Below are 26,069 nucleotides of genomic sequence, written 5' to 3' on the forward strand. Positions count from 1 at the left end.
GCGCCCTTTTTGTTTGCCCGGCCTCACAGCGCGGCGCAGATCTGCCACAGATCGTACTGGATGGCCCCGGCGGTCACCTCACGTCCCGCTCCCGGCCCCTGGATGACCAGGGGATTGGTGCGGTAATTGTCGCTCTCGATGGCGAACACATTGTCGCAGGGCAAGAGGTTCGCGAAGGGGTGGTGAGGCTCCAGCGCCTCCAGGCCGACGCGGGCCTTGCCCCCCCGCTCGATACGGGCCACGTAGCGCAGCACCTTGCCGACCCGGCGCGCGCCCTCGAAAGCGGACTGGATGGGGCCGTCGAGCTCGCCCAGCTTGTCCATGAAGCCCTCCACCGACAGCGGACGCAGGGCATGGGGCACCAGGTTCTCCAGCTCTATGTCGGCGGAGTCCAGCTCGAAGCCCGCTTCCCGCGCCAGGATCAGCAGCTTCCTGCGCACGTCCTGGCCGGAGAGATCCTCCCGGGGATCCGGTTCGGTCAATCCCTGCTGCCAGGCTGCGTCCACCAGCTCGGAGAAGGGGCGGCTGCCGTCATACTGCTGGAACAGCCAGGAGAGGGTACCGGAGAAGATCCCCGAGACCCCCTGGACGGGGTCGCCGCTCTGGCGCAGCATCTGGATGCTGGACTGGATCGGCAGGCCTGCCCCTACCGTGGCGTTGTAGCGCCACTGCACCTGATGGTCGCGGCACGCCTGCTTGATGCGCTGGTAGAACTCGCTCTCGGCGGCGCCGGCGAACTTGTTGGCGGCGATGATGTGGCAGCCGAGCTGGGCGAAATCGGGGTAGTAGCGGCTCACCGTCTCGCTGGCGGTCAGATCGAGCGCGATCAGGGAGTCAAAACTGTGCTGCTCCAGCTGGGTCAGCAACTCGGGCCAGATGAGGGGGCTGGGCTCGAAGTGCTTCTGCACCTTGATGGGATCCAGCCCCTCCTCGTCCAGCAGGCCCCCCTGGGAGTTGAACACCCCGTACAGGGTAAGCGCCACGTTCAGCTCGCGCTCGAGGCGGGCCTGCTCGCGGCCATAGAGAGCGAGCCACTGGCTGCCGATGTTGCCCTTGCCAAACAGCACCAGACCGACCCGGGTCGGGCGGCTGAACAGGGCGCTGTGCAGGGCGATGAGCAGGGGCTCGAGCACCACCTGACGCAGCACGGCCACCAGGCTCAGGCCGTCTCTGGCCACCTGGACGAACTCCTGGGGCTGATCCGAGAGCAGCTGGTAGAAACGGTGACACTGTTCGGCGTTGTCGGTCACCCCGGCCCCCACCAGGGCCACCAGGCTGTAACCCTCCTTCTGGATCAGGCCGGTGAAGTTGCCTTGCAGCTGGAAATCCCGCAGCAGATCATAGGCGCCGACCGCCACCTCCAGGGTGTAAGCGAGGCGCAGCACCCGCCGGTCCGGCTGACGTTGCAGGGTGAGGGGGCTCAGGCGATGGCGTGCCAGGTGAGCCTCTATGGTCTTGACCGCCTGGTCGAAGTCCCCCTGGGCCAGCACCTTGAGTTCGATCAGGGCTATCTGATCCACGGAGCTGACGATGCGGGCCCCGTTGCTGCGGGGCGCACGGCGCAGGATATGGGTGCAGCCCTCGTCCGGGTTGTAGCTGCAACGCAGGGTGAGGCGCTGGCGGCTGTCGGCCACCGGTTGCAGGGTGCGGGAATGGAGCACGGAGGAGCCCAGGCGGGCCAGCTCGTTGGCCTCGGCCAGGCTCAGACGCTCCAGCAGGCGCGCCTCCTTCACCCGGCGCGGATCCGCGCTGTAGACCCCGGCCACGTCGCTCCAGATGGTGGTGGACTCGCCGTCTGCCAGCAGGGCCAGGAGGCTGGCGCTGTAGTCGGAGCCGTTGCGCCCGAGCAGCAGGGAGCGTCCCTCCATGTCGGCGGCGATGAAGCCGGTCACCACGATGCGACCGTCATGCTCGGCCAGACGGGCCTTGAGCAGCTCGCTGGAGAGGGCCTCGTCCACCTTGACCAGGGCGCCATCCTCGGCGCGCAGGAAGCTGCGGGCATCGAGCCAGATGGCGGGCTCGCCCCGGCTGGTGAGCAGGGCGGCCAGCAGGCGCGCCGACCAGACTTCCCCGAAGGCGAGCAGGCCGTTGCGCTCGAAGCGATCGAACCGCCCCTCCAGGGTCTGGCCCAGGCGACCGAGATCCCCGTTGAGCTGGGCGGTCAGGCTCTGGTGCAGCTCCCCCTCCAGCAGGCCGTCGATCAAGCCCTGCTGATAGGCGCGCAGGGCATTAAGGGCCTCACCGGCCGCCTCGTCCCCCGCCTCCGCCAGCTCCACCAGCTGGATCAGCCGGTTGGTGGTCTTGCCCGCCGCCGACACCACGATCAGCTCGCTGCCATCCCCCTGCTGTTCGACGATGGCCGCCACCCGGCGATAACAGACGGGGTCGGCCAGGCTGCTGCCGCCAAATTTGTGTACCTGTCTATGCTTCACCCCTGCCGTCACGGCAACCTCCTTCACGCTGTCTCGCTGGTTGTTCACTGCTGCCTGCCCACTCAAGGGGACGTTCTGCTCGGCCTGACTCATTTCGCCGCCTCTCGCTCTGCCGCCGCCAGGGCCTGGGCCAGATCCGCCACCAGATCCTCACCGTGCTCTATGCCCACCGAGATCCGCAGCAACTGGGGACTGATGCCCGCCGCCTGCTGGGCCTCGGCGCTCATGGCCCTGTGGGTCATGCTGGCCGGATGGGCCACCAGGCTCTCCACCCCACCCAGGGACTCGGCCACCGAGAAGTAGTTGAGGGCGCCGAGGAAGGCCCGCAGCCCCGCCTCGTCGCAGTCGAGCTCGAAGCTCAGCATGGCGCCGAAGCCGGACTGCTGGCGACGGGCTATCTCGTGGCCGGGGTGACTGGGCAGGCTGGGGTGATAGATGGTTTTCACCAGGGGCTGGGTCTGCAGGAAGGCCAGAATGTGCTGGGTGTTCTCCTGATGGGTGCGCAGACGCGGCCCCAGGGTGCGCAGGCCGCGCAGGGTGAGGTAGGAATCGAAGGCCCCGCTGGTCAGTCCCAGGCAGTTGGCCCACCACAGCAGGCTGTCGGCCAGCTCGGCGTCCTTGGCGATCGCCACCCCGCCCACCACGTCGGAGTGACCATTGATGTACTTGGTGGTGGAGTGGACCACCAGATCGGCCCCCAGGGCCAGGGGTTGCTGCAAGAGCGGCGAGAGGAAGGTGTTGTCCACCGCCACCAGGGCGCCCACGGCGTGGGAAGCCTCGCAGATGGCCGCCACATCCACCACCCGCAGCAACGGGTTGGAGGGGGTCTCCACCCACACCAGCCTGGGCCCCTCGGCCAGGGCGGTGGCCAGGGCCTGCTCGTCCCCCTGATCGACGAACTTGACGCGATAATTGCCCTTGGCGGCCAGAAATTCGAACAGGCGCCAGGTACCGCCGTAACAGTCGTGGGGGGCGATCAGCAGATCCCCCGCCTGCAGCAGGGCCTGGGTCACCAGGTGGATGGCCCCCATGCCGGTGCCGGTCACCACGGCGCCCGCCCCTCCTTCCAGGGCGGCCAGCGCGTCCGCCAGATTGCCACGGGTCGGATTGCCGGAGCGGGCATAATCGTATTGACGGGGCACGCCGAAGTCGGCAAAGGTGTAGTTGCTGGAGAGATAGATGGGGGGCACCACGGCGCCATGCTGGGTATCTGTCTCTATGCCGGTGCGCACCGCCAGGGTTGCCTTGTGGGTCATCTCTCTCTCCTCATCCTTGCGCGAGTCCACTCTCGCCATTGTTCGAGACATTACGCCACCCCAAGAAGGCCGTCAACACTTCTAGACGTCTAAATGGCTTTGCTGTTGGATTGCCATTGATTTCCTTAAGGGTTAAAATCCGCGCTCAAGGCCAAATGAGAACAGGTGAATCATGGGTACAGAGTGGAACGGCGACTACGTCAGCCCCTATGCGGAACACGGTAAGAAGAGTGAACAGGTCAAGAAGATTACCGTCTCGATCCCGCTCAAGGTGCTGAAGGTGTTGACCGACGAGCGCACCCGTCGCCAGGTGAACAACCTGCGTCATGCGACCAACAGCGAACTGCTCTGCGAGGCCTTTCTCCATGCGTTCACCGGTCAGCCGCTGCCCTGCGACGACGATCTTCGCAAGGATCATCCGGACAGCGTCCCGGCAGAGGCCCGCGCCATCATGGAGGCCCTGGGCAAAGAGATCGAAGACTACGACGCCGAGTGAGCCGGCGCCCATGGCACATGACACTTCCCCTTCGATGACGCGGCCCGGTGCCGCGTCATCTCTGTCTGCCTCCCCCTTCAGCCTGCGCCGCTACCAGAACGACATCCAGAGCCACAGTCACGACCATGCCCAGCTGGTGAGCCCCCTGGACGGCCCCATCGAGATCGAGGTGCAGGGCCAGGGACGCCGCCTCGCCCCCGGCTCTGCCTGCGTCATAGCGCCGGGCCTTCGCCACGACTACGCCGCCGATCCTGCGCTCTCGTTTCTGGTGCAGGAGAGCCTCTGGCTGCCTGCGGCGCTGGGGGATACCCCCTTCATCTCCCTGGACGAGCCCCAGCGCCACTACCTCGCCTTCCTCCATCAGATGGTGCGCCAGGGTCGTTATCTGACGGGCATGGATCAGATCTGGCTGAGCCTGCTGGCCGAGGGCCAGGGCATGGCTCCTCCCCTGGCCCCGCGCATGACAAGAGTGCAGCGCCACATCGAGGCCCACCTCGCCGAGCCCCTTGGCAACGCGCGGCTCGCCGCCATCGCCTGCCTCGGCCAGAGCCAGTTCAAGCACGCCTTTCGCCAGCAGTTCGGCATGAGCGTCTCCCACTACATTCGGGGGCGACGCATGGCGTTGGCACGCACCCTGCTGGCGCAAACCGCCCTGCCCATCGGCGTCGTGGCCAGCCGCTGCGGCTATCAGGATCAGGGGGCCTTCGCCGAGCGCTTCCTGGCCGAGACCGGGCTCACCCCCAGCCGCTGGCGCCAACAAAGCGGCCCGCGGCCATAACCATCCGGCTCCTTGCCGAAGACAGGGGCTGTCGTTTCGAGGCATGCTGGGGCCAATGCAAGGTGTGACAGGAGAAGCCAAGATGCAGACCATAAGCTGGCAGCAATTCGAGATGGTGGAGCTCCGGGTGGGCACCCTGGTGCGGGTCGAACCCTTCCCCGAGGCGCGCAGGCCCGCCTACAAGGTGTGGGCGGATTTTGGCCCCGAACTGGGCGTGCGCAAGAGCAGCGCCCAGATCACGGATCTCTATCGCCCCGAGGATCTGGTGGGGCGCCAGATAGTCGCCGTGGTGAACTTTCCGGCCAAGCAGATAGGACCGTTTCAGTCGGAGTTTCTGCTGACCGGCTTCTACCGCCCGGACGGCGCCGTGGTGATGGCCATCCCGGAGCAGGCGGTGGAGAACGGCGCCAAGCTGGGTTGAAGCCCTGTGCCCCATGAAAGAGAAGAGGCGACCCCCGGGGTCGCCTCTTCTCTTTCTGGCCGCAGCGCCGCTGTTACTTCAGCAGGCTGAAGAGCAGGGCAGAGACCGCCAGCGAACCGGTCAACAGGATGAAGCCGTTGGCCCAGCCCTTGCGAAAACGGGCCAGCGCCTCCACCCGATAGATGGCCACCACCGGCATGATGAAGAGGATCATGGCGATGACGGGGCCGGAGAGGGTCTCCATCAGCCCCAGAATGCCGGGGTTGACCACAGCCGCCCCCCAGATGGCGAAGAACATGATGGCAATGCCGAGCTTGTCCGCCTTGGCGAGCGACAGGCCGGTGGGCTTGGCGATCAGGCTTTTCAGGCTCTCCCGGGCGCCGAGGAAGTGGCCGAGGAAGGAGGAGCTGATGGCGATGAAGGCGATGAGCGGCCCCAGGGTCACGATCACAGGGTTGTCTGTGATGTTGGCAAGATAGGAGAGCACGGAGACGTTCTGGGCCTTGGCCTCGGCCAGCTGGGCCGGGGAGAGGCTGAGCACGCAGGAGAAGACGAAAAAGAGCACGAAGCCCACCAGCATGACGGTGGTGTTGCGCAGAATAAGGCCGCTCCTGGCCTCCGCCTGCTCGCCATATTCCCGCCGCTGCACGTTGGCAAAGCCGGAAATGGCGGCGGCGTGGCTGAAGGCAAACACGGTCACCGGCAGCGCCAGCCAGACGGTGTTGAGAAAGCTGGCCCCCTCGAACATGGCCACTTCCGGCCAGTGCCACTGGGGAATGAGATAGACGGAGAGGGCCGCCAGAATGACTGCCAGCGGATAGACCATGAAGGCGAACGCCCGCAGCATGGCCCTCTCGCCGGCCAGCATCACCGCTATCATGGCAAACACCAGCATGCCCGAGAGCATGACCCGGTTCGGGGCTGCTATGGCGAGCTGGTTGACCATGAAGCTCTCCACCGTGTTGGTCAGGCCGACCCCGTAGATAAGCAGGATAGGGAAGATGGAGAGGAAATAGAGCACAGAGATGAGGCGACCGGCCATCTTGCCGAAGTGCTCCTCCGCCACCTCGGTGAAATCGGCGTGGGGGCGGGACGACGAGAGCACGAAGCGCGCCAGCCCGCGATGGGCCAGGAAGGTCATGGGGCCGGCCAGCACGGCAACGATGACCAGGGGCCAGATGCCCCCCAGGCCCAGGTTGATGGGCAAAAACAGGATGCCGGCGCCGACGGCGGTGCCAAACAGGCTGATGACCCAGTGGGTGTCGTGACGGCGCCAGCCGGTGCGAGTGATGGATGGGGAAGCGGACAGCTCCCGGGAGATCTCTGCAGATGAACTCATTAATAAACCACTTATAGCCAGTATTAAAATCTGGAAGAATTGTGCTCCTTTAGCATTTAATTCTCAAAAATCGGCATTGGCAGATCCCACTGGCAAAGCGCGCCTCAACCAGCAAGATTGGGCAGGGGATGGGAGAGGGATAATTCAGTTGAACCAAATAAAGGCGAAAATGCCAAATATAAAACCAAAATATAAATAATTTTCAAATTTATATTTCAAGGAAATCGAGGTTGCCGGTATTACATGAAAAACATGCCGGCAGCACGCGGCAATGTGTGATGATCCACTGCCATCACAGTGCCTAGCCAGCGAATACCCCTGAATATGCCGCTTTAAAGCAGCGGATCACGCCATGCAATCAGGCAGCCGCCAGGCTGCCTGATGAGATCGAATCATGGCATTTCAACCGCCTCAATGGGCCAGGATCTTGTGCCAGGCGAGATCCGGATCCCCCATCACGATGAAGTCGGGGTTCTCCAGCGATTCGGTTTCGTTGTAGCTGAGCGGCTGCAGCGCCAGGCTGAGGATGCGCCCCCCGGCCGCCTCGACGATGCACTGGGCGGCGGCGGTGTCCCACTCCCCGGTGGGGCCGAGGCGCACATAGCAGTCTGCCGCCCCCTCCGCCACCAGGCAGGACTTGAGGGAACTGGAGCCGAGCGGGACCAGCTCGTAGTGAATGGCCGGGTTGAGGCGGCGGGTCAGGTTCTCCAGCTTCTGGCGACGGCTGATGGCCACCACCAGGGAGTCGGGCTGGTCATGCTCGTGGTGCACGGCGCTGATGGGCTGCACCTCGCCATTCACCTCCTTGAAGGCGCCATGTCCGCGCACCGCCCAGTAAAGCAGGTCGGATTCGGGGGCATAGATGACCCCGAGCACGGGCACATTGTCCCGCACCAGGGCAATCAGGGTAGCGAAATCGCCGCTGCCGGCGATGAACTCGCCTGTGCCGTCGAGGGGGTCCACCAGCCAGTATTGCCGCCAGTTGGCACGCTGGCTGAAGGGCACATCGGCCGCCTCTTCGGTCAGCACGGGCACATGGGGGGTGAGCGCCGACAGCGCCTGCTTGAGGTAGGCATCGGCCGCGAGATCGGCACTGGTGACCGGGGAGTCATCCGCCTTGAGTTCTCGCTCGAACTGGCCCCCCCGATAGATCTCATGGAGTATTCTTCCGGCCTCGCGGGCGATCTCCTTGACCCCGGGCACCCAGCTCAATAATTCCTGCATCGTCTCATCCTCCATGGCACCGCTCGTTATTTTTCCTGCCGGGACAACCACTTCTGGGTCAACAGCAGGGCACTGATACTGCGTGATTCGGTGAAGTCGTCCCGCTCGAGCAGTTCATCGAAGCGAGAGAGGGGCCAGGGGATCACCTCGAGGGGCTCGGGCTCGTCGCCGACCCGCCACTCGGGGAAGAGATCCAGCGCCAGCAGTATGTCCATCTTGCTGGCGAAGTAGCCCGGTGCCAAGGAGACCTGTTTGAGCGGGATCAAGGTGTTCGCCCCGAACCCCGCCTCCTCCATCAGCTCCCGGTTGCCCGCCTCGAAGGCATCTTCCCCCGGATCGATCAGCCCCTTGGGAAAACCCAGCTCGTAGGAGTGAGTCCCGGCGGCATATTCGCGCACCAGCAACAGGGTGTCGGCGTCCAGCATGGGCACCACCATGACGGCGCCCCGGTTGCCGCCACGCATCCGCTCATAGACCCGCTCCTCGCCATTGGAGAACTTGAGATGCAGGGATTCCACCTTGAACAGGCGGCTTTCGGCCACGATTTCGGCCTTGATGATGTCGGGTTTGCGCTTGTTGGGATCCATAGCCGGGCCACTGGCGAGAGTCATGACTCAAGAGTAAACGAGTCGCAGGACGAACACCACGGGCAAAGGGGCGCAGGCCCGGCACCGTCCGCCCTTTTCCAGGGCAGGTGCTGTCGCATCAGGTCAGCAGCCAGTAGCCGGCGACCCCCATCATCAGCAGGGAGGAGATCCGCCCCAGCAGCTCCCCGCGTCCCTGCCCTTCCAGCAGCCGGTTCGCCCGCTGACCCCCGTAGGCGTAGAGCAGCAGGTTGATGCACTCGATCAGGATCACCAGGGCGACGAACAGCAGGGTCTGCAATCCCGCCGAGAGGGACGGGCTGATGAAGGGTGGCAGCAGGGTCATCATAAAGAGCCAGGACTTGGGGTTGGAGATGGCGACGGTAAAGCCGCGCAACACCAACGCCAGGCGTCCGCTGTTCTCCTGGCGGCTCGTCCCCTGCTGCCCGCCACCGCGCCAGCTCGCCACCCCCATCCAGAGCAGATAGAGGGCGCCGAGGTATTTGAAGCCCTGCATCAGCACGGGCTGCTCGGCCAGCACCCGGGTGTAACCGAGCAGGGCGGTGAGGGCTATCAACCCCACCCCGGCCAGCTCGCCGCCGATGACCCACAAGGTGCGGCGCACCCCCAGGCTGGCGCCAAAGCTCATGGCCAGCATCATGCAAAGACCGGGGGAGACAGAGATGAGAAAGAAGGTCGGGATAAACATCAACAGCAGGGTCCACTCGCTCATGATGTCCCCTCAGGCCGCATCGCACGGAGCAAGCACGCCCATGCCGGCCAGGTAGTCGAGGGCGCTTGGGGTGAAGCCGACCTCCGTGAGGTGCTCAGCCGTGAAGGGAGCCGCATGCAGGGGCAGGCCGCGGCTCACCCGCGCCATCCAGTCCGGATTGCCGAGGGCCGCCGTGCCCACCGCCACCAGATCGGCGCCGCCGCAAAGCGCCCGCCCGGCCGTGGCGCCGTCGCGGATCTTGCCCGCCACCATGAGCGGCACCCGCCCCCCCAGCCCGGCCCGCACCGCCTCCAGCAGGGCGCCACCATGGGGATCCCCTGCCACCGCCTTGAAGCTGTCTCCCATGGAGAAGTGCAGGTAGTCGATCCCCTCGTCCGCCAGCAGGCGTGCCACCGCCAGCTGATGGGGCAGCTCTATGCCCTGGATATGGGCATAGCTCTCGGGGGAGAGGCGCACCCCGACCAGAAACTCCCGGGGCAGGCGGCCACGGATGCCGCGCACTATCTCCACCAGGATCCGCGCCCGGTTGGCGATGCTGCCTCCCCAGCGGTCGGTACGCCGGTTGTGTTGGGGGTTGAGGAAGTTGCAGAGCAGGAAGTTGTGGGCCCCGTGCAGCTCGACCCCGTGCAGGCCGGCGCCATGGGCCCGCTCGGCGGCGCGCACGAAAGCCTCGATCAGCGTCAGTATCTCATCCTCGCTCAGCCCCTTGACCCCGAGGGGGTAGCGCCCGCCCGGCGCCAGCGCGCACGGGCCGACCGGCGCCCCGTCGTTCAGTTCGGGCAGGGCACGCATCCCGCCGTGATGCAGTTGCACCACCGCCAGCGCCCCGGCCTGCCGCGCACTGTCGGCCAGGGCCGTGAAGGCCTGCTGTTGGGTGTCTGTCATCAGGGCCGGCTGCCCGGCCCAGCAGCGCCCGCCGGGCTGCACCTGGGTGGCGGCGGCGATGAGCAGACCGAAGCCGCCGCGGGCGCAGCGCGCCAGCCAGTCGAACTCGGCCTGGCCGGGATCGCCGCCTGCGCCGCTCATGTTGTGGGTCAAAGGGGCCAGCACGGCCCGGTTCTTGAGCCGCAGACCGGCCCGCTCGAAGTGAAAGCTGTCGCCAAGTGCCTTGTTCATCACCCTCTCCCGGGATCGCAGTGGAATGGTGGCCACTATAATCCCGGGAAGATGGGATATAATCAGGCGAATAAGCAAGGCATTCATTCCCAACAAGACATAATCAGCGGAGCTTTATGAGCCACCACAAGTTCGACACCCTCTATCTGATGCGCCTGCTGGTCGCCATCGTCCGCTGTGGCTCCTTCGCCGCGGCGGCGGCCCAGCTCGGCATCACCCCGAGCAAGGCGTCAAAAGATCTGCGCCACCTGGAGCAGAGCCTCGGCAGTGCGCTCCTGAGCCGCACCACCCGCCGGGTACAGCTGACCGACGCGGGGGAACTCGCCTACCGCCAGGCCGACCAGATGATCGCCCTGCACGAGCAGTTGCTCGACGGCCTGCAACGCCGCCGCTCGGCCCTGTGCGGGGAGCTGCGCATCACTGCGCCGGATCTGTGGGGCGAGGTGGTGCTGACCCCGGTGCTGCTGCGCTTTCGCGCCGACCACCCGGAGGTGCGCCTCATCGCCGACTTCAGCAACCGCCCCGCCGACCTGCTGCGCGACAACCTGCACGTGGCCTTTCGCAGCACCGAACTCTGCGCCGAGCCCTATCTGGCGCGCCCAATCGGCCCGGACGAGCTGGTGCTCTGTGCCAGCGCCCCCTACCTGGAGGCCCACCCGCCCCTGGCCACCCCGCAGGATCTGCACCAGCACAGCCTCATTACCCGCAGTCAGGAATACGGCCGTCACGAGCGCTGGACCCTGCTGGATCAGGGGCGCGAGATCCCCCTCGAGGTAGCGGGCGAGCTGGCTTTCAGCAGCAAGAAGGCTGTCCACCAGGCGATGCGCCAGGGGCTGGGGATAGCCCGCCTGCCACGCTACCTGGTGGCGGCCGAGCTGGCCGAGGGAGTGGTGCGCGAGGTGCTGCCGGACTATCGCCCCAAGGGGGCCCACTTCTACGCCCTCTACACCCAGCGCAGGGCCGAGTCGGCCCTGGTCGGCCACTTCCTCGACTACGTCATCGAGGCGCTCACCGCCTCATGAGCGGATCACCAGGTGGTACTGCTTCTTGCCCCGGCGCAGCATCAGGTAGCGGCCGAACAGCCAGTCGCCGTCGGTCACTTGCTCATCCTGGCGGATCCCACCGTTGAGACTGATGGCGCCCGCCGCCAGCAGCTCCCGGGCAACCCGCTTCGAGTTCGCCAGACCGCTCTCCACCAGCAGGGTCACCAGATCCGTTTCACCTTCGATGGGGCTGCTCGGCATGCCATCCTGGGCCAGCTGGGCGAGATCGCCCTCCCCGAGCCGGGCCACGTCGCCGCGAAACAGCAGCTCGCCGATGCGCCGCGCCGCCGCCAGCGCCCCCTTGCCGTGCACCAGCTCGGTCAGCTCGTCCGCCAGCACCTGCTGGGCCTGCTTGCGCCCCTGCCGCTGGGCGTCCTCCGCCTCCAGCTCGGCGATGGCGGAGAGCGGCATAAAGCTGTAGTAGCGCAGGAAGCGGTAGACATCCTCGTCTGCGGTGCCGAGCCAGAACTGATGGAAGGCGTAGGGCGAGGTGAGCGCCGGGTCGAGCCAGATGGCGCCCCCCTCCGTCTTGCCGAACTTGGTGCCATCCGCCTTGGTGATGAGCGGCAGCGTCATGCCATAAACCTGGGCCTGATGCAGTCGCCGGGTGAGATCCATGCCGCTGGTGATGTTGCCCCACTGGTCGTTGCCGCCGATCTGCAGGGTGCAGCCGAGGCGCTGGCTGAGCACGGCGAAGTCCTGGGATTGCAGCAGGGCATAGGAGAACTCGGTAAAGGAGATCCCCTGGTCCGGGCGAGCCAGCCGCTGACGCACCGATTCCCGCGCCAGCATGGCGTTGACCGAGAAGTGCTTGCCGATGTCCCGCAGAAAATCGAGGGCGGACATCTGCCCCATCCAGTCGGCGTTGTTGACCAGCAACGGGGCCGCCAGCCCGTCGCTCGCTGGCAGCAGCGCTTTTATCTGGGCCGACAGGCTGGCCACCCAGCCCTGAACGGTATCGGCGCTGTTGAGGCTGCGCTCGGTCGCCTTGAAGCTGGGATCGCCGATGAGGCCGGTGGCGCCCCCCACCAGGGCCACCGGGGTGTGGCCCGCCAGCTGGAAGCGGCGCAATATCAGGAGCGGCACCAGATGGCCTATGTGCAGGCTGCCGGCGGTGGGGTCGAAGCCGCAGTAGAGGGTGCGTGCCGTGGCGAGGTGATCGCGCAGCGCCGCCGGGTCGGACATCTGGGCCACCAGGCCGCGTTGGGTCAGCTCATCGAGCAGGTGAAGATTTGTCATGGAGGGCTCCAACAGCAAGAGAAAGAGAAAGAGGGTCATCCTCGCCGTTTGAGCGCCTGGTCGATATGTCCCCTAGGGGACAGTTTTGCCACTCCCGTGCTAGCATCCAGCCATAGCACGACCATCGCGGGGAGCCAGCCCGCCACCCGGAACCCACCATCATGACCCAGCCCCTCGCCACAGACTCGCTGACCCCAAGCCTGACCGCCGCCGTCGATGCCCTGCACGGCAGCGGCTTTCCGGCGGCCCTGGTGCGCCTCATCCAGCAGCAGGTGGCGTTCGACTGCGCCCTGCTGCTCGGGGTGGGGCAGCGTCCCGTCTACCTCTATGACAACCTGCATCACCAGCGGGCCCTGCTGTTTGATCGCTACCTCACCCGCCACTTCAGCCAGGATCCCTTTATGCAGGCGCTCAAGGACGGCCTCCCCGCCGGGGTCTGGACCCTGGCGCAGGTGTCGAAGGGGCGGCTCGACCCCGAATATCGCCACCACTTCTATCAGGCCACCGGCTGGCAGGAGGAGGTGGGGCTGATCCTGCCGGTGCGCAGTGGCCTCACCCTGATGCTGTTTCTCGGGCGGCTCGACAAGCGCAGCACCCTCGGTCAGGACGAGCAAGCCCGGCTGGAGGCGCTGTTTCCTCTGGTGCATTCACTGTGTCGCCAGCACTGGCGGGAAGAGACGCCCCGCCTGGCCCAGAGCCCGGCCAGGCCTGGTGGCAGCGACCTGAGAGTCGAAGTGGAGCAGGCCATCGCCAGCCTGGGGAGCGAGAGCCTCACCCGCCGCGAGCGACAGGTGGCGGGATTGCTGTTGCAGGGGCTGGATACCGAGGCCATAGCCCAGACGCTCGGCATTGGCGCAGGCACGGTGAAGAATCACCGCAAGCACCTCTACGGCAAGCTGCACCTGCGCTCCCGGGCCGAGCTGTTCCACCTCTTCCTCAACCACCTCATCACCACATCGACCAGCTAGCGCCCCACCATAGGCCTGGCCCCATCACGGTACAGTCCTGCCACCTTGGTGATTCAAGATGGCTGCCACCCCTGGTAACTGGTGAGGCAATAGCCTCTCGCCGCGATCAACTCAGGCAAGGCCGGATCGGTGAGGATGGCAAGCTCGGTGAGCCTGGACAGGTTGTAAGAGCTGCGCTGCACCTCGAGATCGATAAAGGCGGGGTGACACATGATCTCAAGGGAGCTGACCCCCTGTTCATCGGCGTCATCGAGTAGTTGCAGCAACCGCTCCCGGGTGAGTGACTCACCATAGAAGCGGCTGTCAAAACGCTGGCAACTGAGCTCATGGTTGACGATCAGGCCGTGACGGCGCACCTCCTCCCGATCGATGCGCATAGGGATGCCCTGCTGGCGGGCGAAGGCTTCCACCAGCGGATAGAGGCTCGGCAGCATATGCACATGGTGATGGCTGTCGATGTGGGTAGGAGAGCGGCCAAACAGGGTGACGAAACGATCGAACTGCTGCCTGAGCTCTTCCATGATTTCCCTTGCGACCAGCAGGCCCTGCTCGCTTTTTTGCCAGATGCTTTTGTCCAGCTCCCCCTGGGCATTGACCAGGCAGGAGAGAGGAGAGAGCGGCTTGCCCCAACTGAGCACGAAGTGCAGCCCGATGGGCAAGTCCGGGAAGCGCCTGGCCAACCAGGCCGCATGCGCTATGGCCGGGGAATTGACCATGGCGGTGGTCGAACTGACCACCCCATGCTCGAAGGCTTCGACTATGCCGTAGCTCTGGGCAGGACAGAAACCAAAGTCGTCGGCGTTGATAATCAATCGTTTATGCATCTCTATCTCCTGTATTGCCCCGCCGACGATCAACGGGACCCGGTGTGCTCAGGCGAGATCCGCAATGGCGGCGGCAAACTTGGGCAGGTGCTCGCGGTGCGCCAGCAGCAGTTCCCGGGCAACGGTTTTTGCCTCGTTGTCCGAGTGGATCAACGGATTGAGGTTCATGGCCAGCAGCAAGTCATCGAAGGAGCCGCTCAAGGCTGCCTGTGAGGCGGCAATCTCGAAGCTCTTGATGAGGTGAATGAGCCCGTTGGTCTTGTCGTCGAAGCGGGTGAGGCGCGGGTGAGGAATGGCACCATCACGACCCACCAGGCAGGTCATCTCCACGGTCCAGTCGGCCGGAATGTTGGTGACATGGCCATGGTGGGGGACTATCACATACTGTTCGCTGCGCTTGTCGTTATGGATGGCGCTGATCACCTCGCAGGCCGCATCCGAGTAGTAGGCGCCGCCGCGCAGCTCCAGCTCCTTGGGCTTCTCGTCGAGTTCCGGGTTCTGATAGAGCTCAAAAAGCGTTTTCTCGACTTGTCTCACCACCTGGGCCCGGGCGCCGCCCTTGTAGAACTCGCCCATCTCGATCCCCAGCATCTCTTTCTCTTTGAAGTAGTAACGCAGGTAGGAGCAGGGCAACAGGCGCAGTCCGCGCATCAGGTTCGCATCGAAGGGCAAATCGAAGATGTTCTTGACCGAGCTGGAACTGGTGAGGCTGCCGTCTATCACCCCCTCGAGCAGTTCATCGAAGCGCGATACCCCATTGACCAACACATCGCCGATGAACACCAGGTGATTGAGGCCGAAAATGTCGATGGAGAGGGCGTCTTCTGCGCGGACCTTGAGGGCGTCGCGCACAAACATCTGCATGCCGACCGGAATGTTGCACACCCCGATGAAGCGGCGAAACTGGGTGTGGCGATGCACGGCTTCGGTCACCATGCCGGCCGGATTGGTGAAGTTGATGAGCCAGGCATCCGGGCAGATCTCCTCTACGTCCCTGATGATGTCGAAAATGACGGGGATGGTGCGCAGCCCCTTGAACAGGCCGCCCGCGCCATTGGTCTCCTGACCCAACAGGCCGTGGCTGAGGGGAATGCGCTCGTCTTTTTCCCGGGCCTGCAGCTGGCCGACCCGCAGCTGGGTGGTGACGAAGCTGGCCCCTTGCAGGGCGGCGCGGCGATCCAACGTCTTGTGCAGCGTCATGGGGATGCCGGCTTTCTGGATCATGCGCTGACAGAGGTCGAAAATAATGTCCAGTTTCCCCTGACCTTCGGGGACATCGACCAGCCACAGCTCGTCGATGGGCAATTCGGCGTAGCGTTTGATGAAGCCATCGACCAGCTCCGGGGTGTAGCTGCTTCCGCCACCTATGGTGACCACTTTAAGCGTCTTGTTCATAAACACCTCTTTCATCATTCTCGAATAGGTTGAATAAGGGGCCGCAGCCACCTGTGGCAGGGGCCGGTCAATCTGGGTCAGATTTTTTGCAATGCTATGTTTTTAAATGAAAATACGGTTAGCCCATATCAGACTGGGGTCTCAAATTTCGGATAGAGATGTTTGCGGTAACTGCCCGGGGTAAAGGAGGTCAGCTTCTTGAAGTTTTTGATAAAAAGGCTGACATCGTTGTAGCCGGTCTCGAAGGCGATGTCGGCCACGGAGTCGTTGGTGACTTCCAGCTGCATCTTGGCGTAGTTGACCCGGATCTCGTTGATGATCTGCATCGGCGTTTTGTTGTAGTAACGCCGGGTGGCACGGGTCAGGTATTCCTGACTCTTGCCGGAGAGATGGATCAGATTGGCCAGGGCATCGTCGGCAAACAACGGGCGATCGTGCATGCGCTCCACCGCCTCATGGAGCCAGAGCGGGAGATCTTCGCTGGCCGAAGCATCCTTGTAGTGACGCAGACGGTTCATCACCGAGTAGGTCACCCCTTCGAGAAATTCGGTCAGCGCCTCTTCCCGAAAGCCGGGGGAGACCAGTACCGACTCGATATAACTCAGGAATTCATGCTTGAGCGGATAGGCCTGGGACGCCACGAAGTGTTCCGGCAGCAGGTACTTGAAGTGCTCGTCAAAGTAGCTGCGGCTGATCCCGACGTTGAAGATCCGGGTGGTGCCGAACTCGTAGAAGCTCTGATGGGACGAACCCAGCGGAATGAACACCAGATCGCCGCGCTCGAGCAGCACCCGCTTGCCGTTGACCTCCTGGTAGTAGCGGCCGGTCAACACCAGGGTGAACTCGTAATAGTCGTGCTGATGCAACCCGGTACCGCTCACCTGCTTGTTGTAGATGAACATGTGGAAGGGTCTGTTGTTGAACAGCTCGTTTTCCCGGATGGTCTTGACGTTCATTATTCGCCCCTTGTGACTGGCCGATGCCGTTGTTACTTGGCGAGCAGTTTTTCGTGCACGTCGATGAGCTCGTTGATGAGCTCCCGCGCCAGCATGGAGGTCATCAGGTGATCCTGGGCATGCACCAGTACCAGAGTCACCGGGATCTTGCCCTCCCCCTGGTCGCTCTCAATCAGCTGGGTCTGCACCAGGTGGGCGGCGTTGAGGGCCTCGCGGGATTGGTTCATCAGCAGGCGGGCGGCGGTTATGTCGCCCTCCTTGGCCTTCTTCAGGGCACTGTAGGCCAGGCTGCGTGCCTGCCCCGAGTTGATGATGAGTCCCATCACCACCTCCTCCATGTCATCGCACGTCGTGGTCTCTGCCTCTATGTTGTCCATATCGAACATCTCTTTATCCCCTTGATTACAGCTGGTTGATTGAAAGCGGTTTACTGGCATCTCACTTAATTGAAACCATGGTTGCGTGCCACCTCGGCGAACCAATAGCCGCTCTTCTTGATGGTGCGGGTCTGGCTGTCAAGATCCAGCCGGACCAGGCCATAGCGATTCTTGTAGGCATTGAGCCAGGACCAGTTGTCGATGAAGGTCCAGAGGTGATAACCGCAGCAGGCGCTACCCTCTTGCAGGCCGCGATGCAGCCACTCGAGGTGACCACGAATGAAGTCGATGCGGTAGTCATCCTCGACTCGCCCTTCGGGCCCGATGAAGCGCTCTTCCCCCTCGACCCCCATGCCATTTTCCGAGATGTAGCAGCGGGGGTTGCCATAGCCCAGGCGCAGCTCGGTGAGGATGTCGTAGATCCCTTTCTCATAGATCTCCCAGCCCCGGTGCGGGTTCATCTTGCGACCCGGCATCTCATAGAAATCGAACAGATCTTCGGGGGTGCGCGGCACCCCCGAGCAGGCTTGATCCTTGGCCTTGACTCGCCGTGGCTGGTAGTAGTTGATCCCCAGCCAATCCACCCGTCCGACACTGAGTAGCGCCTTGTCACCGGCTTCCACCGCAGGCAGTAGATCATGCTGGCGCAGCAAGGCGACCAGCTCGGGGTCATAGCTCCCCTTCAGGGCCGGATCGAGGAAACTCTTGTTGAGCAGCAAGTCGGCCCAGCGCGCCGCCTGGCGATCTGCCGCCGAATCGGAGCGGGGGTAGGTGGGGCTCAGGTTGAGGATGATGCCAATCTCGCCACTGGCATGGGTATCGCGAAAGGCCTTGACCGCACCGGCATGGGCCAGGGCGGTGTGATAGGCGACAGTGACGGCGCGGCGAAAATCCACCACACAGGGATAGTGGAAGTGGCCGAGATAGCCGCACTCGACTGGCACTATGGGTTCGTTGAAGGTAAACCAGTGCTGGATGCGCGAACCAAACAGCTCGAAGCACAGGCTGGCGTAACGCACATAGGCCGCCACCACGTCCCGGCTCTCCCAACCGCCCTGCTCCTGCATGCACAGCGGCATGTCGAAGTGGTAGAGATTGATGAAGGGGGTGATCCCCTCGGCCAGCAAGCGGTCAAAGACGGCATGGTAGAAAGCGACGGCCTGCTGATTGATCTCGCCCGTCCCGTCCGGGATCAGTCGGGACCAGGAGATGGAGGTACGAAAACTGTTGTGATTGAGCTGCTTGAGCAGGGCGATGTCACTCTCGAAACGATCATAGAAGGTCGAGGCTTGCGCCGGGCCTATGTCCTGATGGAAGCGCGTCGGCTCAATGGCGTGCCAGTAGTCAAAGATGTTGTCGGACTTGCCATCTCGGCTGGAGGCTCCCTCCGTCTGGGGCGCCGAGCTGGCGCTGCCCCACCAAAAATCGTCCGCAAAGCGATACATCATCTTCTTCTCCTTCGGCTTGAAGAGGGAGGAGCCAGGCTCCTCCCGGGAGTGTCATCAGAATTTCAGGGCCAGCGCGATATCCTCTTCGCTCTCCTGTTCTTCCTCGATAACGGCCTGGGCCTTGTTGGCAATCAGCACGAAGGGGACATACATCAGAGTGGCTATCCCCAGGTTGAATACCGCCAGCAGGGCTGCGGCTATGCTGCCGTTGGTGTTGAAGAAGGCCCCCAATCCGGCCGGCATGGTCCAGGGCGCCATGTTGGTGATGGGCGGGATAACGCCGGTGTTGTAGGCAAACAGGGTGATGGTCGCCAGCACCGGCTGCACCATCACGAAGGGGATGAGCAGCACAGGGTTCATGATGACCGGCAGACCAAACAGGATGGGTTCGTTGATCTGGAAGATGCCGGCGGGCATGCCCAGTTTGGCCACCTGACGGTAGTCATCGCGACGGGACACCATGAACACCGCGAGGATGAGGCCCAACGTGGCCCCCGTACCACCGAGGAAGATGTAGGAGTCGAGCATCGGCTTGGTCCAGACGTGGAAGGTCTTGCCGGCGGCGATGGCGGCTTCAACGGAGCCGTATTGGGTATAGAGGGCGACGTTTTCCTGGGTGAAGGGCACCAGAATGCCGTTCTCCAGTGCCGACAGGGCCAAAGAACCATGAACCCCGAAGAACCAGAGCAGCGGGGAGAAGAGCACATAGACCCAGCCGACCAGGCCACCCATGTTGGACAGGGGGGTGGAGATGGTGTCCATGATGATCTGGTGGAAGTGGGTACCCTCTGTCTGGAGCAGGTAAGCGACTATCCCCATGATGGAGAGGATGATGAAACCGGGGATCAGCGCCGAGAAGGAGCGTGCTACCGAGGTCGGTACGCTGTCAGGCAGGCGTATCACCCAGTTGCGACGAATGACGAAGGCAAACATCTCGGCCGAGACGAGACCGATGATCATGCCGGAGATGATGTTGGCGCCCCCCAGCCAGTTGGCGCCGACCGCATAGGCCTCGCCGACGCTGAAGGGGGTGACCGTCATGAAGGCGGCGACCGAGAGCAGACCGGCCGAGAGGGGATCAACCTTGCGCTCTTCTGCCATGGCATGACCGATGAAGAAGGGCGCCATCAGGGACATGATCCCCAGGGTGCCGTTGTAGACGCTGCCACCAATGCTCTTGAAGCCGTCCAGGGTCGCTATGGTGGCGGGATCGAGTCGCACCCCCATGGAGTAGAAGAAGGATCCCTCCCCAAAACTCAGGAAGACGTTGTTGATCAGGACGAACATGGCCCCGGCCAGGGTCAGGGGCATCAGTTTGATGAAACCATTCTTGATGGCGTTGACATGAGGCTGCTTACCCAGCTTGATGGCGATGGGCAATATGGCCTTTTCCAGCGATGCGATGATGGTGCTCACGGTGCTCTCCTTACTGAGTGAGGCTCTTCTTGATGGATGCGACGGCGGCCTTGAGGACCCCTAACCCATCGACCTTGCCATAGAGCAGGGAGTCGATGACTTCGACCGGCTTGCCCGGCAACAGGGCCTGGATCTCAGCCAGCATGTAGGCAATCTGCGGGCCCAACAGCACCAGATCGGCATCCTGACCCTTCTCGGCTGCCAGGGTTTCCGGGTAGGCATCTATCTCCACGGGCACATCATATTTCTCAGCCTGCGCCTTCATCTTCGAGACCAGCAGTGACGTCGACATTCCGGCAGAGCAAAACAGGTAAATACGCTTCTTTCCCATAACCATTTCCCTCAACACTTGAAACCAGATGAATAGATCGACCGAGATGACGGCTTGTCGTGCCCTCAAGACAAATAAAGCATCTCTGATTGACATCATTCTAGCGGCGCTGAGGTTAACTCGGTATTTCGACAAGTTATCGGATCGTCTTAAATTGACCACTCATTTCGCCAACGCTCACATTTTTTATGTGATATGAGCCGAGAAAATGCTGAGCCATGTGATAAGAAAACAAAGTTATTTTATTTTTTATAATATTTTCAATTGGTTGCAATCACACCCAGACATAACCACTAATTCCACATTAAAAACATCAATAATCAGCCCCAGCTCACACAATTAAATATCAATGAAACATTATTGATATTCACCTTCCATGGAAGCAGGATCCGCACACCCACCAATATAGGGTTTAATTGACCATATACGGTGGAGAGTGACGAAGTGGATTCCGCTGTGGCAGCGCATCTGATTGGTCGGGAAAAAGAGGGAGGTGATTCTAGATGCCACCAGGATGTGGCGGTCATCGACGCAGGGCGACGAATGAGCGGGGAAGATGGAGCCGACCCCGGGATAAACCGGAGTCGGCGAAAGCCGGATTAAATCCGGCCCTGATAGCGCAGCGGGAAGCGGCCCTGACCATCGGGCTGGCCGAGGAAGGGCAGCCCCTGCTTCATCTGATCCGGCAGCTCGGGCCCGGGCTTGAGGGTGCCCTGGAACAGGTACTGGCGATTGGCCTTGAGCTCAAGCTGCCCCGCCACCTGCACCGCCTCCGAGCCCTGCTTGAGATCCACCTTCAGGGTCGAGTCCAGGCAGGTGAGCCTCGCCTCGGGATCCCCCAGCAGCAGCTTGCCTGCCGGCGTCTGGGCCTCGGCGCCGTACCAGAAGAGGTTGCCATACAGGCTGTCGCACCAGGGCTGGCCCTGGGCGAACTGATCCACCTTGAGTTGCAGCTGGCCCGCCGCCGTCAGGGGGAAGGGCGGGCGCAAGGGCAACCGCGCCAGCACCCAGGGGGCGGGGGCGTTGAGGGTGAGGTCGCGGCCGAAGGCGGCGCCATTCCAGCCGATCATGCCCTGACCATTGAGACCGCTGCGCTCGCCGAAGCGCACCGCCACCTCGGGGGCCAACCGCAGCAGGGACCAGCCATCGAGATCCCAGCGCAGCCGGGTCAGGGACTCGCTGGCGTATTGCAGTCGGGCAATTTCCCCCTGCCAGAGGGTGCCGCTCACCCCTTCCAGCTTGACCATGGGGGGCAGGGGCAGATGGCGCGCCACCAGGCTGGCGGGCACGCTGATCAGCAGGAAGCCGAGCCAGGCCAGCAGGAAGACGACCAGTATCCAGATCTTGCGTTTCATTGCGGGCGACTCACCTGTAAGCGTCTTACCTTGACCATGCCGGCGGGCAGTTGCTCGCGGGCCACCTCTATCACCTGTACCCTGACCCCGTACTTGTCCGTCAGCTCGGCCAGCCACATCAGCAGATCGTCGAAGGCAACCTGGTCTATCCAGACTTGCAGCTCCTGACCCTGGGGTTGCAGCCGGGCGATCTTGATCTTGTGGTTGAAGGCGGTGCGATTGACCACGCCATCCAGGGTTCCCCCCAGATCCATGTTGCGGCCGCTGCCCGCCTGGGCCGCCAGCACCTGCTCTCCCTTCTCCTTGAGCCAGATCAGGGTCTGCTGCTGGCTCTTCACCTGGCGCTCCCGCTCCTCGATGCGATTGCCGAGGGGCTGCCACACCAGCCAGTAGAAGAGACCGACCAGCAGCACGCTGCCCCCCACCGCCACCAGCCGCTGTTCCCGGGCGCTGAGACCGCGCCACCAGAGTTCAAACCTTGCCATCATGATGATTTATCCTTGAGCACCAGCGCCCCTTCTACCTTGCCCTCATGGCTTCGCACCTCACCCTGCTGCACCTCGAAGCGCTTGCCCGCCAGCTCGCGGAAACGCTCGATCTCGGTGAAGCCGGGGGCCGTCACCTGCAACCTGAGCTCGCCCCGGGTGGCGTCGAAGCGCAGCACCTCGGGTTTGAGCCCGGGCACCTCGGCAAACACAGGGGCCAGCTCGGTCAACAGCAGCAGCACGCCGCTCTGGGGCGCCGCCCCCAGCAGCCGCAGGTGCTGCTCCATCTGGCTGCGCACGTTCACTATCCGGCTCTCCCCGGGGAAGATGCGGGTGTAGACCTGACGGATCTCCCCCTTGAGGGCCTTGTCCTGCCCCTCCAGCTGATACAGGGCCAGCCCCCGTTGGCCCAGGGTGACCAGCAGCAGGGCAGCCGCCACACCCAGCACCTTGCGCCACTGCAACCAGTGGCGGCCGTATTCGGTCTGGGGCCGGAAGGGGCCCTGCAACAGATTGATCTTGCCGCGCAGCGCCTCCCGCGCCAGCAACAGCATGGGCAGTTCCGGATCCGCCGCCTGCCAGTCGGCCCCTGCCAGGGGCGGTGGCGGCGTGTGGCTGTGCAGGGTGACGGGCTCGGCCTGGGCCGCCAGCAACAGGCCGAGCAGGGCCTCGTCGGCCACCAGCCCCTGATGGGGCCCTTGCCGTATCAGCCAGTGCCTGCCCAGTTGCAGGGCGGACCAGCCGTCCACCGCCTGAGGCAGTGCCAGCACATCTGGCAGCATCTGCACGCAGCCGAGCCCGGCCGCCTCCAGCCAGCCGAGCCAGCGGCGCATCTGCTGGCTGTCCACCGCCATCAGATCCACCTCGTGCCCCTCGTGACCCAGCACCACCAGATGCAGGGACTCCACGTCCGAGGCGATCTGCTCCTCCAGCAGGTAGGGCAGGGCCGCCGCCGACTGGCGGTTGTATTTGCCCGGCAGGCGAACCCGCCGGAAGATGACGGCGCTGCCGGGCACCAGGGTCACCACGGGGCGCCCTCCGGCCCGCTCGCGCAGTTCATGCAGCCCATGGGCCGAGGCCAGGGTGCCGGAGGCGATGATCTCCCCCTCCCGCGCCGACCAGACCAGCCAGTCGACCGGCTCTTCCTGGGCTGTGCCCAGACGGATGACCAGACTCTCGTTCAACACTCTCTCCTTGGTCTGCCCCGACGGTGCGGCGACTGACGCTTGCTATTGGCTGCGGGGGGCCGCGCCGGGCCGGAGCCGCTCACTCGGCGCCCCCATTGACCCGGCGCAGCACCACCGGCTTGTTCTCTTTGCTGCGCTGGAAGTAGGTCTCCAGCCTGGCCCGGGTATCGGCCACCTCGGCCAGCAGGTAGGCCGCAAAATAGTCGCTCTTGACGCCGAGCGCCTCGTTCAATCCGGTCAGCCCGGCGCCGGCCGCCAGGGCGGGCAGGGATGTCATCTCCTGCTTGTCCTGCCACCCCTTCCTGGGACGATCGCTGAGCACGGCCCTGGCCTCGTCCACCCCTATCTTGCCGAGGTAGAGGGCCGCCAGCAGCTCGGCCTGCTCCGGGGCTATGGTGTTGATGTTGACCAGCAGCTTGTCGTTGGGCAGGGCGCAGACATAGGGCGCCAGCCTGGCATACAGCTTGCCGCTGACCCCACGCACCGCCCGCAGTTCATCCACCCCCAGCATCTTCTGGTTGGCGGGCAGATAGGGCTGACTCAACCCTTCATAATATGCATCTTCGGCGCCATAGCTGGAGACCAGCACCGTATCGCTGTCGGTCCAGTCACGCACCGCGTCCGTCAGCTGCACCGCCTCATACTCATCCACCTCGAGCAGGGTCAGCAGGGTGCGAAACACCTTGACCGGATAGGGCGGATTCGCCTCATCCTCCGTGCCGTCCCCCTTACGCGCCACGCTCAGGCTGTTGAGGTTGAAGCACCCCTGCAGATCCCGCACCTCCCCCTTGAGGGTGCCGTCCTCCACCGGGAAGACCCCGTCCTTGCGGGCCCAATACTGGCCCAGGCTCACCACCTTGGGGTCATCCTTGAAGTCCTGGGCCAGGATCTTGCTGACCAGGGCCTCGGCGGACAGGGCATACCACCAGGCCTGCTTGCCCGTGGTGAGGTTGCTGGTGCGACGCAGCTCCAGCTGCAATCGTCCGCTCATGTTGCTGGCGATGATGACCATCACGGAGAGGATGAGCAGCACCACCAGCAGCGCCATGCCCCGGTTTCGTCCAGGCCCGCGCCCCTCAGGATTGCGTCGGTGCATCTTCGATCCTCGCCCCTGGGGCGCCTATCAGGAATTGACGGCGCAGGGTGCCGTAATCTTCCAGATCCAGCTCCACCGCCAGCCCCTCGGGCAGGCGCTCCCGGGTTGTCCATTCCGAGCGCCAGCTCCCCTCGGCATAGAAGAAGATCCGCAGTCCGCTCACCTTGCCGAGCAGGGGCTGCACCCTGGGTTCAGTGCCGATCACCGGATCCGGATAGAGGTAGCTCAGCCGCTCCAGGGTCTGCCCCTTGAGGCGCCAACCCACCCGCTGCAAGCCGGAGCGCGGCAAGATGCCGTCCGGGTTGAGCCAGCCGCCGCGGATGAAGGCCATGCCCCAGTCGTCGCTCTCCTGACCGAAGCGGGACGCCGCCAGCAGCACACGGTTGCTCTCCCCCTCGGTGCGACCGGTACGCGGCACCATCTGGCCCACATCCCGCTCCAGCAGGTCGAAGGCCCGTTGCAGCTCGGCCAGCCGCTGCTCCTTCTGCCTGGCCACCTCGTCGCTGGTAAGCACCCCCTGCAACACCTGATAGGCCCCCAGGCTCAGGCCGGCGAAGATGGCGATGGCCACCAGCATCTCCAGCAGGGTAAAACCGGCGTGACGGGGGCGAGAAGGAAGGTGCATCATCGGCTGATATAGGTCCGCATCATGGCGACAGGATTGTCGGCCTTGGGGGCGGTGCGCACCTCCAGATCCAGGGCCTTGAAGTTGGCATCGCTGGTGGCGACGCCGCGATAGCGCCAGTACCAGATCTGGCCTGCCATCTCCTCCTCCCCCTCGACCCAGCTGTCGCCAGGCCATTTGTTCTCCAGCTTCTGCTGCACCAGCTGGTTCTGGGCGACCCAGGTGGCCAGGGTCTTCTGCTCCAGATGGCTGAGACCAGAGAGGTGCTCGCTGGCGGTCTTCATCACGGCGAGCCCGGCGATGGCGAACACCACCAAGGCCACCATCACCTCGAGCAGCGTCATGCCCCTCGCCCGGCGAGGCCCACCATGGCGCAAAGCCGCGCGCGGGGTCCTCATTGCTCCTCCTCGGGCCGATCGCTATCCAGGGTAAGGTTGCCAAACTCATCGGCCCACACCACACGGAAATAACTCTCCTCATCGACCAGCTGACTGAAGGTCAGCACGAAGGGGGTCAACTCGTCACCGGGAAAGATAAACACCTGGGGGCTGGCCATCTTGTCGCCCTCCCCTCGCTCATCTTCATCCGGCTGCCAGGCCAACCCGCCCAGTTCGACGCCGAGCTGGATATCCTCAGGCAGCTGCACCGGCCCCAGCACCTTGTCATCATTCAGGGCCTTCCAGCTGCGATCTTTCCCTTGGCGCACCATGAATTGCCAGCCGTGATCGTCGAGCCGCAACCCCAGCAGGCGACCATCCATCACCGCCTGCTCCTGGGCCTGTTGCAATACGGCCATGAAGCGACGCGCCTGCTTGTCCAGCTCCCTGTCCCCCCTGGCGCCCCCCATGCTGAGGGTGACGGCGGTCGCCACCAGTCCCATCAACATGGCGACCAGCAAGACCTCCAGCAAAGTAAAACCCGCTTGGCGGCTATGTTTCATGAGGT

General features: G+C 63.8%; 27 protein-coding genes. 5 read left to right on the top strand and 22 right to left on the bottom strand.

The window, feature by feature from the left end; genetic code table 11:
* Nucleotides 1–23: 23 nt before the first annotated feature.
* Both BN1119_RS17220 and metB read right to left on the bottom strand, forming a co-directional pair.
* Nucleotides 24–2,525 carry a bifunctional aspartate kinase/homoserine dehydrogenase II gene (locus tag BN1119_RS17220; RefSeq protein ID WP_280136500.1) on the bottom strand — a complete coding sequence of 834 codons (2,502 nt, stop codon included), beginning with the start codon at nucleotides 2,523–2,525 and terminating at the stop codon, nucleotides 24–26.
* Complete coding sequence (gene metB / locus BN1119_RS17225) at nucleotides 2,522–3,688, bottom strand: cystathionine gamma-synthase (RefSeq protein WP_042001007.1); 1,167 nt, start codon at nucleotides 3,686–3,688, stop codon at nucleotides 2,522–2,524. The genes BN1119_RS17220 and metB overlap by 4 nt, the downstream gene beginning before the upstream one ends.
* Before the next feature lie 172 nt (nucleotides 3,689–3,860).
* On the opposite strand from metB, the gene metJ reads away from it, so the two are divergent.
* The 3 genes from metJ (at nucleotide 3,861) to BN1119_RS17240 (ending at nucleotide 5,383) form a co-directional block, all read left to right on the top strand.
* A complete protein-coding gene (gene metJ, locus BN1119_RS17230; protein ID WP_042001009.1) occupies nucleotides 3,861–4,184 on the top strand; it encodes a met regulon transcriptional regulator MetJ in 324 nt (107 codons plus the stop codon).
* A gap of 34 nt (nucleotides 4,185–4,218) precedes the next feature.
* Nucleotides 4,219–4,962 carry an AraC family transcriptional regulator gene (locus tag BN1119_RS17235; protein ID WP_042001011.1) on the top strand — a complete coding sequence of 248 codons (744 nt, stop codon included), beginning with the start codon at nucleotides 4,219–4,221 and terminating at the stop codon, nucleotides 4,960–4,962.
* Nucleotides 4,963–5,044: 82 nt separating this feature from the next.
* A complete protein-coding gene (locus BN1119_RS17240; protein ID WP_042001013.1) occupies nucleotides 5,045–5,383 on the top strand; it encodes a tRNA-binding protein in 339 nt (112 codons plus the stop codon).
* Nucleotides 5,384–5,456: 73 nt separating this feature from the next.
* On the opposite strand, the gene BN1119_RS17245 is transcribed toward BN1119_RS17240, so the two are convergent.
* The 5 genes from BN1119_RS17245 to BN1119_RS17265 all read right to left on the bottom strand — a co-directional run bounded on the left by BN1119_RS17245 (nucleotide 5,457) and on the right by BN1119_RS17265 (nucleotide 10,379).
* Nucleotides 5,457–6,722, bottom strand: a complete 1,266-nt coding sequence (locus tag BN1119_RS17245; RefSeq protein WP_042001015.1) for an aromatic amino acid transport family protein — start codon at nucleotides 6,720–6,722, stop codon at nucleotides 5,457–5,459.
* Nucleotides 6,723–7,133: 411 nt separating this feature from the next.
* Complete coding sequence (gene cysQ, locus BN1119_RS17250; RefSeq protein WP_042001343.1) at nucleotides 7,134–7,946, bottom strand: 3'(2'),5'-bisphosphate nucleotidase CysQ; 813 nt, start codon at nucleotides 7,944–7,946, stop codon at nucleotides 7,134–7,136.
* Between the two features lie 26 nt (nucleotides 7,947–7,972).
* Nucleotides 7,973–8,557 (bottom strand): ADP compounds hydrolase NudE, encoded by a 585-nt coding sequence (nudE, locus tag BN1119_RS17255; protein ID WP_042001016.1) that lies wholly within the window; start codon nucleotides 8,555–8,557, stop codon nucleotides 7,973–7,975.
* Nucleotides 8,558–8,651: 94 nt separating this feature from the next.
* A complete protein-coding gene (locus BN1119_RS17260) occupies nucleotides 8,652–9,263 on the bottom strand; it encodes a LysE family translocator (RefSeq protein WP_042001017.1) in 612 nt (203 codons plus the stop codon).
* 9 nt (nucleotides 9,264–9,272) lie between these two features.
* Nucleotides 9,273–10,379, bottom strand: a complete 1,107-nt coding sequence (locus BN1119_RS17265) for an NADH:flavin oxidoreductase (protein ID WP_042001018.1) — start codon at nucleotides 10,377–10,379, stop codon at nucleotides 9,273–9,275.
* Between the two features lie 116 nt (nucleotides 10,380–10,495).
* On the opposite strand from BN1119_RS17265, the gene BN1119_RS17270 reads away from it, so the two are divergent.
* Nucleotides 10,496–11,401 (top strand): LysR family transcriptional regulator, encoded by a 906-nt coding sequence (locus BN1119_RS17270; protein WP_042001019.1) that lies wholly within the window; start codon nucleotides 10,496–10,498, stop codon nucleotides 11,399–11,401.
* Here the strand turns inward: BN1119_RS17270 and tyrS are convergent.
* Nucleotides 11,396–12,661 carry a tyrosine--tRNA ligase gene (gene tyrS / locus BN1119_RS17275; protein ID WP_042001346.1) on the bottom strand — a complete coding sequence of 422 codons (1,266 nt, stop codon included), beginning with the start codon at nucleotides 12,659–12,661 and terminating at the stop codon, nucleotides 11,396–11,398. The two genes, BN1119_RS17270 and tyrS, sit on opposite strands and share 6 nt — an antisense overlap.
* A gap of 161 nt (nucleotides 12,662–12,822) precedes the next feature.
* On the opposite strand from tyrS, the gene BN1119_RS17280 reads away from it, so the two are divergent.
* The gene (locus BN1119_RS17280; RefSeq protein WP_042001021.1) at nucleotides 12,823–13,629 is read left to right on the top strand and encodes a helix-turn-helix transcriptional regulator; all 807 of its coding nucleotides are present in this window, start codon (nucleotides 12,823–12,825) and stop codon (nucleotides 13,627–13,629) included.
* A 53-nt stretch (nucleotides 13,630–13,682) separates the two neighbouring features.
* Here the strand turns inward: BN1119_RS17280 and chbG are convergent, their stop codons facing one another.
* The 14 genes from chbG to exeH all read right to left on the bottom strand — a co-directional run bounded on the left by chbG (nucleotide 13,683) and on the right by exeH (nucleotide 26,064).
* A complete protein-coding gene (gene chbG / locus BN1119_RS17285; RefSeq protein WP_042001023.1) occupies nucleotides 13,683–14,453 on the bottom strand; it encodes a chitin disaccharide deacetylase in 771 nt (256 codons plus the stop codon).
* Between the two features lie 48 nt (nucleotides 14,454–14,501).
* Nucleotides 14,502–15,848 (bottom strand): 6-phospho-beta-glucosidase, encoded by a 1,347-nt coding sequence (locus tag BN1119_RS17290; protein WP_042001026.1) that lies wholly within the window; start codon nucleotides 15,846–15,848, stop codon nucleotides 14,502–14,504.
* A 128-nt stretch (nucleotides 15,849–15,976) separates the two neighbouring features.
* Nucleotides 15,977–16,804 carry a transcriptional regulator ChbR gene (gene chbR, locus BN1119_RS17295; protein WP_042001028.1) on the bottom strand — a complete coding sequence of 276 codons (828 nt, stop codon included), beginning with the start codon at nucleotides 16,802–16,804 and terminating at the stop codon, nucleotides 15,977–15,979.
* 32 nt (nucleotides 16,805–16,836) lie between these two features.
* Nucleotides 16,837–17,190 (bottom strand): PTS N,N'-diacetylchitobiose transporter subunit IIA, encoded by a 354-nt coding sequence (gene chbA, locus BN1119_RS17300; RefSeq protein WP_042001031.1) that lies wholly within the window; start codon nucleotides 17,188–17,190, stop codon nucleotides 16,837–16,839.
* 56 nt (nucleotides 17,191–17,246) lie between these two features.
* A complete protein-coding gene (locus BN1119_RS17305; protein ID WP_042001033.1) occupies nucleotides 17,247–18,629 on the bottom strand; it encodes a glycoside hydrolase family 1 protein in 1,383 nt (460 codons plus the stop codon).
* A gap of 54 nt (nucleotides 18,630–18,683) precedes the next feature.
* On the bottom strand, nucleotides 18,684–20,045 hold the full coding sequence (chbC, locus tag BN1119_RS17310; RefSeq protein ID WP_042001036.1) for a PTS N,N'-diacetylchitobiose transporter subunit IIC: 1,362 nt from the start codon (nucleotides 20,043–20,045) through the stop codon (nucleotides 18,684–18,686).
* Between the two features lie 10 nt (nucleotides 20,046–20,055).
* Entirely contained in the window at nucleotides 20,056–20,376 is a 321-nt protein-coding gene (locus tag BN1119_RS17315) for a PTS sugar transporter subunit IIB (RefSeq protein WP_042001349.1), read from the bottom strand.
* Between the two features lie 599 nt (nucleotides 20,377–20,975).
* On the bottom strand, nucleotides 20,976–21,731 hold the full coding sequence (gene exeN / locus BN1119_RS17320; protein ID WP_042001038.1) for a GspN family type II secretion system protein ExeN: 756 nt from the start codon (nucleotides 21,729–21,731) through the stop codon (nucleotides 20,976–20,978).
* Nucleotides 21,728–22,219, bottom strand: a complete 492-nt coding sequence (gene exeM / locus BN1119_RS17325; RefSeq protein WP_042001040.1) for a GspM family type II secretion system protein ExeM — start codon at nucleotides 22,217–22,219, stop codon at nucleotides 21,728–21,730. The genes exeN and exeM overlap by 4 nt, the downstream gene beginning before the upstream one ends.
* Nucleotides 22,216–23,400 (bottom strand): GspL family type II secretion system protein ExeL, encoded by a 1,185-nt coding sequence (gene exeL, locus BN1119_RS17330; protein WP_042001042.1) that lies wholly within the window; start codon nucleotides 23,398–23,400, stop codon nucleotides 22,216–22,218. The genes exeM and exeL overlap by 4 nt, the downstream gene beginning before the upstream one ends.
* An 82-nt stretch (nucleotides 23,401–23,482) precedes the next feature.
* A complete protein-coding gene (gene exeK, locus BN1119_RS17335) occupies nucleotides 23,483–24,499 on the bottom strand; it encodes a GspK family T2SS minor pseudopilin variant ExeK (protein WP_209434935.1) in 1,017 nt (338 codons plus the stop codon).
* Nucleotides 24,480–25,127, bottom strand: a complete 648-nt coding sequence (gene exeJ, locus BN1119_RS17340; protein WP_157438686.1) for a GspJ family T2SS minor pseudopilin variant ExeJ — start codon at nucleotides 25,125–25,127, stop codon at nucleotides 24,480–24,482. The genes exeK and exeJ overlap by 20 nt, the downstream gene beginning before the upstream one ends.
* Entirely contained in the window at nucleotides 25,124–25,522 is a 399-nt protein-coding gene (gene gspI / locus BN1119_RS17345) for a type II secretion system minor pseudopilin GspI (protein ID WP_280136501.1), read from the bottom strand. The genes exeJ and gspI overlap by 4 nt, the downstream gene beginning before the upstream one ends.
* Entirely contained in the window at nucleotides 25,519–26,064 is a 546-nt protein-coding gene (exeH, locus tag BN1119_RS17350; RefSeq protein ID WP_042001048.1) for a GspH family T2SS minor pseudopilin variant ExeH, read from the bottom strand. The genes gspI and exeH overlap by 4 nt, the downstream gene beginning before the upstream one ends.
* Nucleotides 26,065–26,069 lie beyond the last annotated feature (5 nt).

It is taken from the genome of Aeromonas bivalvium, from assembly GCF_000819765.1.
Taxonomy (GTDB): Bacteria; Pseudomonadota; Gammaproteobacteria; order Enterobacterales; family Aeromonadaceae; genus Aeromonas; species Aeromonas bivalvium.